Raw genomic sequence first — 13,767 nt, 5'->3', positions numbered from 1 at the left:
CACCTGCGCCGGTCGCAGCGGTAAATCGCTGGGCGCGGCGCGGGGCCGGGGGAGAGGCTGGGGCGGTGGATCAGGTGCGGGAGATCGTGGCGCTGGTGGACCGTGTGCTGGGGCGAGACGCCCTCGGCAGCTATCTCCACGGCTCGGCCGTGCTGGGCGGCCTCCGACCGGCCAGCGACGTGGACATCCTGGTCGTCATCCGGCAGCCCATGGAGGAAGGACAGCGCCGGTCACTCCTCGACGGCCTGCTACGGATCTCCGGCACCGGGAACGGCACCCGCCCCGTCGAGCTCACCGCCGTCGTCCAGTCCCAGGTCCGGCCCTGGCGGTACCCGCCGACCGGCGACTTCCTCTACGGCGAATGGCTGCGCGCCGCCTACGAGGCCGGGGAGGTCCCCCGGCCGGAGCCGATGCCCGACCTGAGCCTGCTCATCACCACCACACTGACCGGCGACCACCCGCTGACCGGCCCGCGCCCGGCGCAGCTCCTCGACCCGGTGCCGCCGACGGACCTGGCCCGGGCGAGCCTGGCGGGCATCCCCGCCCTGCTCGCCGACCTGGACGGCGACACCCGCAACGTCCTGCTGACCCTCGCCCGAATCTGGACCACGCTCGCCACCGGCCGGATCAGCTCCAAGGACACGGCCGCCGACTGGGCCCTCCCCCGACTCCCGCCGGACCACCGCCCCGTCCTCGAACACGCCAGGCACCTCTATCTCAACGCCCCCTACTCAGAGGAGAGTTGGAGCACCGCCTTGCGGGCGCGGGTACGTCCGCACGTGGACCGCGTGCTCGCCGAGATCGACCGGCTGCGAACGGCGGGGCCGGCGCCTTGACCGTGCCCAGGGGGATCGACGTATCGATCATCCGGTCCCGGACCCGGACCCTTCCGCGAGCAGGGTGCGCAGGGGAGCGGTGTCGGGTGTGTCGGCGACGGCCGCGTCGATGGCGTCGTCCATGCCCTTCTCCCACGACTCGGGCAGGATCAGCCCCGGCTGCCCCGACCAGGCGATGTCCGGTACGGCGTCACCGGACTCGGCGAGCCGCAGGTGGATCAGGCCCGCGATGCCGTCGAAGATCCTGGGCCGGATGAAGTTGCGGGCCGACTGCCCGGTCAGCCGAGCCGCCTGATACGGCTTGGGCATGCGGTCGGCGATCTCCATCCACAGCAGACCGCGGTCGAAGGCGTCGAGTATCTCCTCCAGGCCGGGCAGCAGGCCGTCGGCCGTCTCCCCGGACGTGGTCTCACGGACTGCGTCCGCCTCCGAGCGCAGCGTTCTGGCCACGGCGAGCCGCAACGGCCCGGACCATTCCTCGGCGTCGGCGACCGCTCGGGCCATGGTGAGGTCGTCCCAGCTCATGCGCCGCAGCAGTGCCGCCTCCGGCGCCGACGTGCGCGTCTCCAGCTCGGCGAACACCCGGTCCGCGTTCCGCAGCAGCGTCAGGGAAGCCGGCTCGTCGGTCGGGTCAGCGGGCGACTGCTCGGGCCGGTCATCGGCGGGCAACCCCTCGATCAGCGCGATCCGCTCCGCCAGCGGGGGGTGGGAGTCGTACGGGTGTGGCCGCGGCGGCCGCTGACCGGCGCGCAGCGCGGCGAGCTGCTCCCCGCTCCGGGCGGCCAGCAACCGGCGGAAACCGCCGTGGACCTCGCCGACCGGCGGCAGCGCTTTCCACGCGCTGCCCATCGCGGCGTACGTCTCCATGTAGTGGGTGTGCGCGGCGTCGAGCACCGGCAGCGTCCGCAGTGCGGCGGCCGTCACGTCACGGCCGGCGTACCGGGCGGCCGTCCGGTCCGCGGCGAGTTCCTGGTGCCGGGCTGCGGACTGGGTGATGCGCAGGAACATCCTGGCGTAGCCGACGTACAGGACACCGATGACGTAGTGCAGCCGGGTGCCGCCCTCCTGGAAGGCCTCCACCGTGTGGATCAGCGCCTGCCGGCCGCGCGTCGTGACGCCGCCGAGCCGGGTGTCGCGGTTGCCGTAGTGCCCGAACTCGTGGGCGAGGACGGACTGCAGCTGCGGGACCGTCAGCCCGGCGAGCAGCGGCAGGCCCAGGAACATCCGGCGTCGGCCCCGCAGCAGTCCCAGCAGCCGGCTCTGCTCGGCCACGCCCGCGTTGACCTCGGCGTTCAGATACAGCTCGTCCGGCGGCCGCTGCCCCGTCACTTCGGCCGCGGCCCGCACCTGTTCCCACAGCTCGGGCTGGTCGTCAGGGGTGACCGCCACCGCGTCGGTCACCGGCCCCAGCCGGCCGGCCCGCAGGAAGGCGAACATGCCGCGCAGGATCGCCACCGCCAGCAGGAAGGTGACGGACACGGCCGTGGGCTCGATCCAGGCCGCCTTCTCGGTGACCAGCCGTGTGATCACCAGCCAGTCGAACACCACCATGGCCGACAGCAGGACTCCGCCCATGAGGAAGAAACCGACCAGGAGCACGAACGCGCGGACTGCGCGCAGTCGGAACGACATCGAGAAACCCCCACCCACGTGCCGCGACTGCACGAGAAGTTCACAAAGTGTGCGCGGATCTTACCCACAGGGTGCGTGGCGGCTCCGCGGCGCCCCCTCGACGAAGGAGGCCTCGTTCCCGCGCGTCGCGATGAGTTCGGCGGTGTGCGGCAGTCGTACTGTCGAAGCCGCCCCGAGGAGGATTGCTGATGCGCAGCGTGACGTACTCGATGAACGTCTCACTTGACGGCTACATCGCCGGACCTGGCGGTGACTTCGCGTGGTCGGAGCCGGACGACGAGGTCTTCCGGTTCTGGATCGACGAGATCCGCGGGGTCGACGTCCATGTGCTCGGACGCCGGCTGTACGAGACGATGCTGTACTGGGAGACCGTCGACCCGGACGACCCGACCCTCGACGAGGCGACGCGTGAGTGGACCGCGCTGTGGAATCCGCTCCCGAAGGTGGTCTTCTCCCGGACGCTGTCGTCGGTCCAGGGGAAGAACGTCCGGCTCGTCTCCGGGGATCTGGTGGAGGAGATCGAGCGGTTGCGGGCCGAGCCGGGGGACGGTGAGATCGCGATCGGCGGCGCGACGCTCGCCGCCCAGGCGTCCGCGGCGGGACTGATCGACGAGTACCGGAGCATCGTCCACCCGGTGCTGGTCGGCGGCGGAAACCCGTTCTTTCCCCGGCATGAGCAGCGCGTGGACCTCGAACTGGTCGAGACCCGCACCTTCAGGTCGAAGTTCGTCTACCTGCGCCACCGCGTGGTCCGCGGCGCCGCGACGTAGCCCTCGCCCAGAGGCCTTCAGCCCCGGTCATGCGGGGATGAAGCCCGGCCACCAGGGCGGCACGTTTCCCGGGCACAGCGGGTCGGGATAGGAGTCCGGCATGCCGAGCCACGTCACCAGGTACCAGGCCAGGCACAGGGTGAGGACGAGCCCCGCGGCCCGGGCGCTCTTGCGGTGCCGTCTTCCGAGCGTGTTCCGTACGGCGATCCACGGAACGGCGGCGGCGATCCAGAGGAGAGGAGTCAGGAACAGCAAGGTCATGGCGTTGGCCGCCGCACCGTTGCCGGTGTCGCACGTGGCCCAGGCCCTCCCGATCGCGGTGACGGACACCACCGCGGTCACCCCGCCGAGGATGACCCCGACGCCGACTCCCGTGAGCCGAGGGCCCGAAGGCCCCGCTGACCCTGCTTCCATGCCTGTCTCCCCCTGTCGGTACGGCCCGTTGGTTGTGTCGGTCGTCTCGGCCTGGTCGTATGCGGCGGCCCCGTCAATGATGCAGGTGGGTGTTGAGGCGGGCCGCCTGGCGGGTGAGGTGGTCGCGTTCGGCGAGGTTGGGGGCCTTGTGGGCGGCCTCGGCGTACAGGCGGGCCGCGGTCTTGAGGTCCCCGTCGCGTTCGTGGAGGTAGGCCGCCACCGCGGTGTGCCGGGGCAGTGCGGCGTCCAGCTCGGCGAGGGCGGACAGGCCCGCGCGCGGTCCGTCGGCCTCCGCCACGGCGACGGCGCGGTTGAGCCGGACCACGGGGCTGTCGGTCAGGCGCACCAGCTCGTCGTACCACTCCACGATCTGCACCCAGTCCGTCTCCTCGGCGCGGGGCGCGTCGGCGTGCAGGGCGGCGATGGCGGCCTGGGCCTGGTACTCGCCCAGCCGGTCGCGCGCGAGGGCCGCCTGGAGGATCTCCACGCCCTCGGCGATCAGGCGCGTGTCCCACCGGCCGCGGTCCTGCTCGGCGAGCGGCACCAGGCTTCCGTCGGGCGCCGTCCGGGCGGCGCGGCGGGCGTGGTGGAGCAGCATGAGAGCGAGCAGCCCGGCCGCCTCGGGATGGTCGATGACGGCCGTGAGCTGCCGGGTGAGACGGATCGCCTCGGCGGCCAGGTCGACGTCGCCGGAGTAGCCCTCGTTGAAGACGAGGTAGAGGACGCGCAGGACGGTGGCGACATCGCCCGCCCGGTCGAGGCGGACGCCGGAGACGGTGCGCTTGGCGCGGCTGATGCGCTGCGCCATGGTCGCCTCGGGCACCAGGTAGGCCTGGGCGATCTGCCGGGTGGTGAGGCCGCCGACGGCGCGCAGGGTGAGCGCGACGGCGGACGACGGGGTGAGGGAGGGGTGGGCGCACAGGAAGTACAGCTGGAGGGTGTCGTCGACCGTGGGCGCGGGACCGGGCGCCGGTTCCTCCTCGAAGCGGTCCTCGCGGCGGCGGCGTGCGGTCTCGGCGCGGGTCGCGTCGAGGAACTTGCGCCAGGCCACGGTGACCAGCCAGCCCTTGGCGTCCCGCGGCGGATCGGCGGGCCACACACGCAGCGCCTCGACGAGCGCGTCCTGCACGGCGTCCTCGGCCGCCGCGAAGTCTGCTCCGCGGCGGACGAGGACGGTCAGCACGCTCGGGGTGAGGCTGCGCAGCAGGGCCTCGTCCATCGGTGGGGTCACTCCGTGACCGTGCAGTGCGCGCTCATGACCGGCCGGACCTCCAGCCACTCGTGGATCGGCCTGCCGCCCGCCCCCGGCGCGGCGGACAGCTCCGCGGCCAGCTCCAGGGCCCGCTCGTGACTGTCGACGTCGATGATCGTCCAGCCGGCGATGAGGTCCTTGGTCTCGGCGAACGGTCCGTCGGTGACCGGCGGGCGCCCTTCACCGCCGTAGCGGACCCACGACCCCTCCGGGGCGAGCGCCTGACCGTCGACGTACTCGCCGGACTTCTCCAGCCGTTCCGCGAAGTCGTTCATGTACTGCATGTGCGCCGAGATCTCCTCCGGCGTCCACTGGTCCATCGGCACGTCGTTCACCGCCGCAGGGGCGCCGCGGTAGTGCTTGAGCAGCAGGTACTTGGCCATGATCGCTCTCCTCGGTGCTGGTGCGGCCCATTGTGGCCGCGTACACCCCGGGGACGGAGCCGGACGCGGGATCTCGACATCACCGGCAGGACGTTTTCTTCTCGGTCTCACCTGGTCGGCTCGTCCTCGGTGAACGCGCTGATCAGGCCGTGGGGTGTGGTGTCGCCGAAGAGGAGCTCATGGAGGCGGGTGCCGTCGGCGGCGGCCCGGGCGCTGCGGGGGAACAGGGACCGCTCGTACTCGGCGAGGGCGGCCTCGACGTCGTCGGGGTGCGCGGCGAGGGCCTTGCCGAGTTCGGCGCCGTCGTACATGGCGAGGTTGGCGCCCTCGCCGTTCGGGGCCGAGAGGTGGGCCGCGTCGCCGAGCAGAGTGACCCCGGGCACGCGCTCCCACCGGTGGTCGACGGGCAGCGCGTGCAGGGGGCGCAGGAGGGGAGCGGTGTCGCTGTCCGTGAGAAGGGCGGTGAGCTCCGGCGCCCAGCCGTCGAACTCTCGTACGATCCGTGCGGTGGCCGCGACGGGATCACCGAAGTCGACGGCGGCGAACCACTCCTGCGGCCGCGTCAGCGCCACGTACGTGTGCAGGGTGTCGCCCTTCTCCCGGTGGGCCTGGATGCCCTTGCCGGGGGCGAGCGCGAGCAGCGAACCCCCGCCGACCGCTTTCGCCGCGGCCGGGTGCCGGGTGTCGGCGTCGAAGAGATACGTCTCCACGAACGACATGCCGATGTAGCGGGGCTCGGCACCCGACAGCAGCGGCCGCACCCGGGACCAGGCGCCGTCAGCGCCGACCAGCAGGCTGGTGATGACGGTGTCGCCGTCGGCGAAGGTCACCTCGTGCCGGCCCTCGCCCAGGGCACGCGTGCCCGTCACCTTGTGACCCCACCGGACGGTCCCGGCCGGGAGCGAGTCGAGCAGCGTCCGGCGCAGCTCGCCGCGCAGCACCTCGGGGCGCCCACCCGAACCGTCGTCGGCCTCCTCGAACAGGACGGCCCCACCCTCGTCGAGGAGCCGCATCGCCTGCCGGCCCTCCAGGACGAGAGCGCGGAACTCGTCCATCAGCCCCGCCGCCTCCAGAGCCGCCTGGCCGTCGTGGTCATGGATGTCGAGCATCCCGCCCTGCGCCCGCGCGGCGGGGGAGGCCTCCGCCTCGTGGACCGTGGCCGGGATGCCGTGGACATGCAGGACACGGGCGAGGGTCAGCCCGCCGAGGCCGGCGCCGATGATCGTGACATGCGTGGTCATGACGACTCCTTGCTGCCGTACGCCTGCCGACCGGGCGCCGGCAGGACCTCCGGAAAGCCTCCGGTCCCCCGCCGACAGACCCCCGACACCGCACCGACAGTCCCGACAGGACACCGACACGGGACACTTGAGCGGTGCTGCTGACATGGATCGCCGAAGTGGCGGACGAACCGCTGGTGCTGGACCCCGCCGACCGGCGGGCGGAGTGCGACACCAACACCTGGTGGCTGGGGGCGGCCGACGGGGACAGGGAGTCGCTTTCCGTCTCCGCGGTGGTCGCCGCGTTCGAACGGACGGCTGCGGTGATCCGGGCCCGAATCCGTGAGCTGGGGTTCTCCGGTCCGGTGACGTTCTATGTGTGGCACGACGCGCAGGCGGGGCAGCTCAGGTGCTCGACCGGGTCCGTGACCGCGGACCAGCTGCCGTTCCTCGGCGCCCACCTCCCGTCCGGAGATCTCGAGCCGATCATCGAGGAGTTCTTGGCGGACGGGGAGCCGGAGCCGGGGCCGCTCCGCGTCTGGGTGAGCGGTGTGGGGACAGCCGAACGCCCGGCCGGGGAGGCCCGGCCGGGCGTTGGGTCCGATCCCGATCAGGGGCTGATCAGCTCACCTCGGTGATCCGCCAGCGCTGGTTGGAACCGGAGTTGGCCTGCCATGTCGTGACGGCCGCGCCCTCGTTCGTCGCCTGGCCGCCGACCTCGAGGAGGCGCCCGGTCGCCTGGTTCACCAGCGTCCAGGTGCCGTCGCCCGTGGTCGAGAGGATCCACTCCGTCGCCGGGTCGCGGTCGCCGGTGTCGGGCTCGATCACCGGCACGTTGTCCCGTACGGCGAGCCGCTTGCCCTCGGCCGGGTTGGCGAAGACGTAGCGGGCCCGGTTGCTGCCCTTCTTGCCGTACTTGGCCTCAAGGCGCCACTCCTGCGCGACCGTGCCGTTCGCCGAGTTGATGACCAGGTTCGTGCCGTTCGCGCCGACGGTCACCGCCTTGCCGCTCTGCACACCGGTCAGCGTGTAGGACGCGCCCTTGCTGAACAGGCTCGCGTCCTTGGCGACACCGGAGACGCCCTTGACGGTGAAGGAGGTCACGGACTGCGCGGGGACGGTGTACGTCGCCTTGCCGTCGACGACCTCGACCGGGGCCTGCTGCACCAGCTTGCCGGCCGCGTCGGTCACGGTCGGGGTGACGGTCGCGTTGTCCTTGATCTTCCCGAACTTGGACAGGTCGATCGTCACCGCGCGAGGCGCGGTCGTGGAGTTGACGTGGACCAGCGAGGCGCCCTTGCCGTCCTTGGTGACCGCGGCGGCGCTGGAGGTGTCGTTCACCTTGATCAGGCGGTCGCCGGGCTTGATGAAGTGCGTGAAGTTACGGGCCGTGTCGAACTTGGTGTTGGTGTAGATCGGGCAGGACTTCAGGGTGTCCGTCGAGGTGCAGCTGAACGGGAGCTGGACGGAACCCCAGTTGCCGCCCTTGGCGGACTCGCCGCCCGGCTTCATGTTGTCGTAGTCCTCGACCGGCTGCCAGAACACCCAGGCCTTGGGCTCCAGTTCGCGCAGGTCGTTCACCATCTGCTGGGCCAGGCCCAGACCGGGGCGCATGTCGGTGAAGCTCTGTCCGTCGCCCCAGTCGCCCTCGACCTCGCTCATCCACAGCGGCTTGTCGGCCGCCTTGGCCAGGTCGCGGACCGTGGTGCGCTGACCGGTGCCGTAGGTGTGGACGTTCATCTGGCCGACGAGGTCCTTGGACGCCTGGGAGTAGGAGTTCCAGTTGGTCGCGAACAGACCGGGGTTGGTCTCGTCCATCGCCGATATGCCGGCCTTGACCTTGGCCTTCTTCAGCGCGGGCGCGAGCGCGGCCAGCACCTTCTCCTGCATCGCGGGCCCGATGTGCGCACCCTCCTGACGGCCGCCCACCGGCTGGCCGTTCGCGTCCAGACGGGTGCCCCAGTAGCCGGTGTTGGGCTCGTTGAACGGGTCGACGGTGTCGACCTCGATGCCCTCGGACTTCTCCAGCCGCTTCGTCGCCCCGGCGAGGTAGGCGGCGAAGTCGCCGACCGAACTCTCCTTCAGCTGCTCGGCGTTGGCGTTGAACCCGCCCGAGACGTAGCCGCTCTCGGTCATGAACCAGGGCGGGGAGTTGGAGAACGTCTCCCAGTGGTCGATGTCGTGCTTGATCCGCTCGACCCACCAGCGCTGTGTGGCGTCCGCGTCCGGGTTCCAGTCGGCGGGGTCGTCGGCGCTCCACCAGTCGGTGTCGGTACGGGTCGTGCCCGCCGGAGCCTTCCACCAGCCCTCGACCGCGCCACCGGCGCGCAGGTAGTCCTTCACGTCGGGGGCGTTGCCGCCGCCGATGTTGTAGCGCGCGATGTTCAGCGCCAGACCGTCGTCCCCGAAGAGCAGGTCGGCGAGCTTCTCGCGGATCTCCTTGGGGTAGTCGCCGGTGGCGTTGGCGAACCAGACCAGGCTGGTGCCCCAGCCCTCGAACTTGTCCTGCTTGTACGACGGATCGGGCTGCACGGTGACCGACGCGGTGACCGTGTCGGCCTGCGCGAGCGGCGCGGGCCCCGAGAGCAGTGCCGCTCCGGTCGCCAGCGCGGTCATCGACGCGGCCCCGAGGAGCCGTCTGCTGCGGGTGAGTCCTGCCATCGTGTGCTCCCAGCTTTCATAGGTGGAAACGCTGCGGTGGTCCCTCCCGCCGGACCTTCGGGGAGGGGGGTGCCCCCGGGCGGGGCCATGTGCCGCCCGGGGGGACAACTGCGGTCAGGCCGACGGCCGGCGCACCACGCCGACCTCGCGCGGGCCGAGGACGAGCCCGCCGTCGCCGCTCGTGCCGTACAGCACGTCACCGGCGAATCCCGGCAGCGGCACCGTGTCGTCGGTGCGGTTGACCAGGAACAGGAACTGTTCGTCGTCGTTCCTGCGGACGGCCAGCTCGACCCGTCCGCGCGCCTCGGCGGGGAGTTCGCTGTGCACGCCCGCCGGCTCCAGGAGGCGGGGCAGCAGCGCGGTGAGCCCCGCGACGCCGAGGCGCGTGGAGACGTACGACGCCGAACCGGCCGCCGCCGTACGGCGGGTCACGGCGGGCCGCCCGGCCTGGTCGCCGGAGTCGTAGCGGGCGAGGACCTCGGTCCGGTCGTCGGCCAGGGTGATGCGGTCGGTCCACAGGGTGCCGGTCGAGCCGTCGTCCAGGGACACCGACTCGTCGGCGAGCAGCGGGCCGAACTCCTCGACCCGGATGCCGAGCAGCTCGCGCAGGGCGCCGGGGTAGCCGCCGAGCCAGATGTGGTCGTTCTGGTCGACGACGCCGGAGAAGTAGGTGGTGACCAGGTGGCCGCCCTGTTCGGCGTAGCGGGTCAGCTCCTTGGCGAGCTCCGCCGGGACCACGTGCAGGACCGGCGCGATCAGCACGTCGTAGCGCGTGAAGTCGCTCTTGGTGGTGATCAGGTCGGCGCGCACGCCGAGCGCGAGGAGCGCGGAGTACCAGTCCAGGCCCTCCTGGCGGTAGTTGAGCAGCGAGGTGGGGTGGGAGTCCTGCTCGCTCGCCCACCAGGAGTCCCAGTCGAAGACGATGCCGACCTTGGCGCTCTCCCGGGTCGAACCGGCCACCGGGGCCAGCGTCTTGAGGGTGGCGCCGAGTTCGACGACCGCGCGGAACAGCTCGCTGTCGGCGCCGGCGTGCGGGACCATCGCCGAGTGGTACTTCTCGGCGCCGGCCGCCGACTGCCGCCACTGGAAGTAGCAGACGGCGTCGGCGCCGTGCGCCACGTGCAGCAGCGCGTCACGGGCCAGCTCGCCGGGCCGCTTGGCCACGTTCACCGGCTGCCAGTTGACCGCGCTGGTGGAGTGCTCCATCAGGAACCAGGGCCGGCCGCTCGCGATGCCGCTGGTGAGGTTCGCGGAGAAGGAGAGCTCGTCGCGGGACTGCGGGCCGGGGTGGACGTAGTGGTCGTTGGAGACGAAGTCGATCTCCTCGGCCCAGTCCGCGTAGTTCATGCCCTTCGTCTCGCCCATCACCATGAAGTTGGTGGTGACCGGGACGTTGGGGGTGATCTCCTTCAGCAGGTCCCGCTCGGCCCGCAGATAGTCCTTGAGGACGTCGGAGGAGAACCGCTTGAAGTCCAGCTGCTGCGTCGGGTTCGGGTGCGAGGCCGCCAGCCGCGGGGGCAGGATCTGCTCCCAGTCGCTGTAGCGCTGCGACCAGAAGGCCGTGCCCCAGGCGTGGTTGAGGGCCTCCAGCGTGCCGTAGCGGGCGCGCAGCCAGTCGCGGAAGGCGCGGGCCGCGTCGTCGGAGTAGTCGTAGACGTTGTGGCAGCCCAGCTCGTTGGAGACGTGCCAGGCGACCAGCGCGGGGTGGTCGGCGTAGCGGGTGGCCATCTCGCGGACCAGGCGCAGGGCGTGCTCGCGGAAGACGGGGGAGGTGGGCCGCCAGTGCTGGCGGGCGCCCGGCCACAGGGTCTCGCCGGTCGCGGTGACCGGCAGGATCTCCGGGTGGGCCGTGGTCAGCCACGGCGGCGGGGAGGCGGTGGCGGTCGCGAGGTCGACGCCTATGCCGCCCGCGTGCAGCAGGTCCATGACCTCGTCGAGCCAGCCGAAGTCCCAGGTGTCGGCGGTCGGTTGCAGGCGCGCCCAGGAGAAGATCGCCACCGAGACGACGGTGACACCGGCCTCCCGCATCAGCCGGACGTCCTCCTCCCACACCTCCCGTGGCCACTGCTCGGGGTTGTAGTCGGCGCCGAAGGCGAGACGCGGGGTGAGGTCACCGTCCGCCCCGCGGCGGCGGGAGTGGAGGGTGGAGATCATGGCGGTCCTTCCGAAGGGGTGGTGCACGGGGGCGGCGCGGCCCGGGAGCCGTGCCGCCCGGCGTTCGTTGCTTCCGCGAGAACTACTTCTCGATGGTGAAGCCCTGCTCCTCGCCGTACTTGACCGAGGCGTCCTGCCAGGCCTTCAGGCCGTCCGCCAGCGTGGTGCTGGAGACGTACGCCTTGCCGACCGTGTCGTTGAAGATCGAGTTCGCGTACTGCTGGAACGGCAGGTAGGACCAGTCGCTCGCCACGTTCGCCGCGGACTCGGCGAAGATCTTGTTCGCCTCCTGGCCGTCGAAGTAGTCGAACTTCTTGCTCTGGAACGCGGGGTCCTCCAGCTGCGCCTTGGTGGCCGGGAAGGCGCCCTCGGAGACGCGGGTGGCGACACCGGCGCCGGAGTTGGCGTACTCGGTGAAGGCGTAGGCGAGTTCCTTGTTCTTGGCCAGCTCCGGGACGGTCAGCGAGGAGCCGCCGTTCTCCGCGCTCGCCTTGTCACCCTTGGTCCAGGCCGGGAGCGGCGCGGCACGCCACTGACCCTTGGCGCCGGGGACACCGGTCTCGAAGTTGGCGGGCATCCAGGCGCCGCTGGCCAGGGTGGCGATGCTGCCGTCGCCGAGGCCCTTGTACCAGTCGTCGGTCCAGCCGTTGATCGGGGCGAGCAGCTTCTCGTCGATCAGCTTCTGCCAGACGGTCTCGAACTTCTTGGCGCCCGCGTCGTCGAAGTTGATGCCGACCTTGGTGCCGTCGACCTTGTACGGGCGCGAACCGGCCTGCCACAGCATGGAGGTGGTGAAGCCCGCGTCACCGGCGTCGTTGGCGATGTAGACCTTCGGGTCGGCCTTGTGGAGCTTGCGGGCCGCGTCCAGGTACTCGTCCCAGGTGGTGGGGACGGCGATCTTGTACTTGTCGAAGACCTTCTTGTTGTAGAACAGCGCCATCGGGCCCGAGTCCATCGGCAGGCCGTAGACCTTGTCGCCGTCGCTGACCGCGTTCCACGGACCGGGCGTGTACTTCGAGGCGAGCTTGTCGGCGCCGTACGGGGCCAGGTTGGTCAGGCCCTTGGTGAGGGAGTACTGACCGAGCGCGAAGTACTCGACCTGGGCGACGTCCGGGACGCCCTTGCCGGCCGAGATCGCGTTGGACAGCGCGGTGTAGTGCTTGTCGCCGGAGCGCTCGCTGACCAGGTTGACCTTGACCTTCGGGTACTTCTTCTGGAAGTCGGCGGCCACGGTCTTCAGGGTGGGCTCCCAGGCCCAGACCGTGATGGAGCCGCCCTTGTCCAGGGCCGCCTTGATGTCGGCGGCGGAGACGGCCTTGGTGTCGGAGTCGTCGTCCGAGCTTCCGCACGCGGTGGCGCCGAGGGCGAGGGTGGAGACGAGGGCGATGCCGCGCAGGATGCGGCTCGTTGTTCTGCGCATGGAGGTGCTTCCACTTCTTCGTGGGTGGGACAGTGAGGGTGGTGGTGCTTCGACGGGTGTTTCAGGGGTGCTGCATTGGGGGGTTCGGGGGCGTCGCCGAGGTCACTCCTTGACGCTTCCGGCGGCGAGGCCGGACTGCCAGTACTTCTGGAGGAACAGGAAGGCGGCGATGAGGGGGATGATCGTGATCAGGGAGCCGGTGATGACCAGGTTGAAGATCACGTCTCCGCCGATGGTCTCCGCCTGGGAGTTCCAGGCGCTGAGCCCCAGGGTCAGCGGGTACCAGTTCGGATCCTTGAGCATGATCAGCGGCAGGAAGTAGTTGTTCCAGGTGGCGACCGTGGTGAACAGCAGCACGGTGACGATGCCCGGGGCCAGCAGCGGCAGCGCGACCTGGAAGAAGGTGCGCACCTCGTTCGCCCCGTCCATCCGGGCCGCTTCCAGCAGCTCGGTCGGGATCGCCTCGGCGGCGAACACCCACATCAGATAGAGGCCGAAGGGCGAGACCAGCGACGGGATGATCACGGCCCAGGGGGTGTCGGTGAGCCCCATCTTGCTGAACATCAGGAAGGTCGGCACCGCGAGGGCCGTACCCGGCACGGCCACCGCGCCGATGACGACGGCGAAGATCCCGCGCTTGCCGGGGAAGTCGAACTTCGCCAGCGCGTACCCGCCGAGCACCGCAAGGAGCGTCGCGCCGCCCGCGCCGAGCACCACGTACAGCAGGGTGTTGAGCAGCCAGCGGACGAAGATGCCGTCGTGGTAGGTGAAGGTGGTCCGGATGTTGTCCCACAGGGCGAAGTCGTGGGCGAACCACAGCCCGTTGGAGGAGCCCAGACCCGCCTGGGTCTTGGTGGAGTTGATGACCAGCCAGATCAGCGGCGCCACGGTGTAGAGGACCATCAGGGCCATCAGCCCCGTGAGCAGCAGGCTGCGCTTCGGCTTGCCCGGGGTGTGCTTCTTGCGCGGAGTGCGCAGCGGGGACGCGCTCTTGGCGGGGGGAGCGGCGACAGAGGTGCTCATCG

Annotated in this window: 12 protein-coding genes; 3 read left to right on the top strand and 9 right to left on the bottom strand. The window is 71.0% G+C overall.

Annotated elements, in window-relative coordinates; translation table 11 throughout:
- The first annotated feature begins 65 nt into the window (after positions 1-65).
- Positions 66-836: an aminoglycoside adenylyltransferase family protein gene (locus tag EJC51_RS04065; RefSeq protein WP_126269725.1), complete on the top strand. Its 771-nt coding sequence runs from the start codon at positions 66-68 to the stop codon at positions 834-836.
- A 27-nt stretch (positions 837-863) separates the two neighbouring features.
- Here the strand turns inward: EJC51_RS04065 and EJC51_RS04060 are convergent, their stop codons facing one another.
- Positions 864-2,468: a M48 family metallopeptidase gene (locus EJC51_RS04060; protein WP_126269724.1), complete on the bottom strand. Its 1,605-nt coding sequence runs from the start codon at positions 2,466-2,468 to the stop codon at positions 864-866.
- 188 nt (positions 2,469-2,656) lie between these two features.
- Between EJC51_RS04060 and EJC51_RS04055 the strand changes: the two genes are divergently transcribed.
- Positions 2,657-3,238: a dihydrofolate reductase family protein gene (locus tag EJC51_RS04055; protein WP_126269723.1), complete on the top strand. Its 582-nt coding sequence runs from the start codon at positions 2,657-2,659 to the stop codon at positions 3,236-3,238.
- 27 nt (positions 3,239-3,265) lie between these two features.
- On the opposite strand, the gene EJC51_RS04050 is transcribed toward EJC51_RS04055, so the two are convergent.
- The 4 genes from EJC51_RS04050 to EJC51_RS04035 all read right to left on the bottom strand — a co-directional run bounded on the left by EJC51_RS04050 (position 3,266) and on the right by EJC51_RS04035 (position 6,528).
- Positions 3,266-3,652 carry a hypothetical protein gene (locus tag EJC51_RS04050; protein WP_126269722.1) on the bottom strand — a complete coding sequence of 129 codons (387 nt, stop codon included), beginning with the start codon at positions 3,650-3,652 and terminating at the stop codon, positions 3,266-3,268.
- 73 nt (positions 3,653-3,725) lie between these two features.
- Positions 3,726-4,871: an RNA polymerase sigma factor gene (locus tag EJC51_RS04045; RefSeq protein ID WP_126276800.1), complete on the bottom strand. Its 1,146-nt coding sequence runs from the start codon at positions 4,869-4,871 to the stop codon at positions 3,726-3,728.
- 8 nt (positions 4,872-4,879) lie between these two features.
- The gene (locus EJC51_RS04040; RefSeq protein WP_126269721.1) at positions 4,880-5,287 is read right to left on the bottom strand and encodes a YciI family protein; all 408 of its coding nucleotides are present in this window, start codon (positions 5,285-5,287) and stop codon (positions 4,880-4,882) included.
- A 107-nt stretch (positions 5,288-5,394) separates the two neighbouring features.
- On the bottom strand, positions 5,395-6,528 hold the full coding sequence (locus EJC51_RS04035) for an FAD-dependent oxidoreductase (protein ID WP_126269720.1): 1,134 nt from the start codon (positions 6,526-6,528) through the stop codon (positions 5,395-5,397).
- A 134-nt stretch (positions 6,529-6,662) separates the two neighbouring features.
- Here EJC51_RS04035 and EJC51_RS04025 point away from each other — a divergent pair, with 134 nt between their 5' ends.
- Positions 6,663-7,145, top strand: coding sequence for a hypothetical protein (locus EJC51_RS04025; protein ID WP_244362469.1), 483 nt, complete (start codon positions 6,663-6,665; stop codon positions 7,143-7,145).
- Here the strand turns inward: EJC51_RS04025 and EJC51_RS04020 are convergent.
- The 4 genes from EJC51_RS04020 to EJC51_RS04005 form a co-directional block, all read right to left on the bottom strand.
- Positions 7,129-9,168 carry an RICIN domain-containing protein gene (locus tag EJC51_RS04020; protein WP_126269719.1) on the bottom strand — a complete coding sequence of 680 codons (2,040 nt, stop codon included), beginning with the start codon at positions 9,166-9,168 and terminating at the stop codon, positions 7,129-7,131. The two genes, EJC51_RS04025 and EJC51_RS04020, sit on opposite strands and share 17 nt — an antisense overlap.
- A 114-nt stretch (positions 9,169-9,282) precedes the next feature.
- Complete coding sequence (locus EJC51_RS04015; protein ID WP_126269718.1) at positions 9,283-11,322, bottom strand: beta-galactosidase; 2,040 nt, start codon at positions 11,320-11,322, stop codon at positions 9,283-9,285.
- 82 nt (positions 11,323-11,404) lie between these two features.
- On the bottom strand, positions 11,405-12,742 hold the full coding sequence (locus EJC51_RS04010; protein ID WP_126269717.1) for an ABC transporter substrate-binding protein: 1,338 nt from the start codon (positions 12,740-12,742) through the stop codon (positions 11,405-11,407).
- Between the two features lie 102 nt (positions 12,743-12,844).
- Positions 12,845-13,765 carry a carbohydrate ABC transporter permease gene (locus EJC51_RS04005; RefSeq protein WP_126269716.1) on the bottom strand — a complete coding sequence of 307 codons (921 nt, stop codon included), beginning with the start codon at positions 13,763-13,765 and terminating at the stop codon, positions 12,845-12,847.
- Positions 13,766-13,767: the final 2 nt, after the last annotated feature.

The organism is Streptomyces aquilus, from assembly GCF_003955715.1.
GTDB classification, from domain to species: domain Bacteria; phylum Actinomycetota; class Actinomycetes; order Streptomycetales; family Streptomycetaceae; genus Streptomyces; species Streptomyces aquilus.
This window is presented reverse-complemented; position numbering and strand designations above follow the sequence as displayed.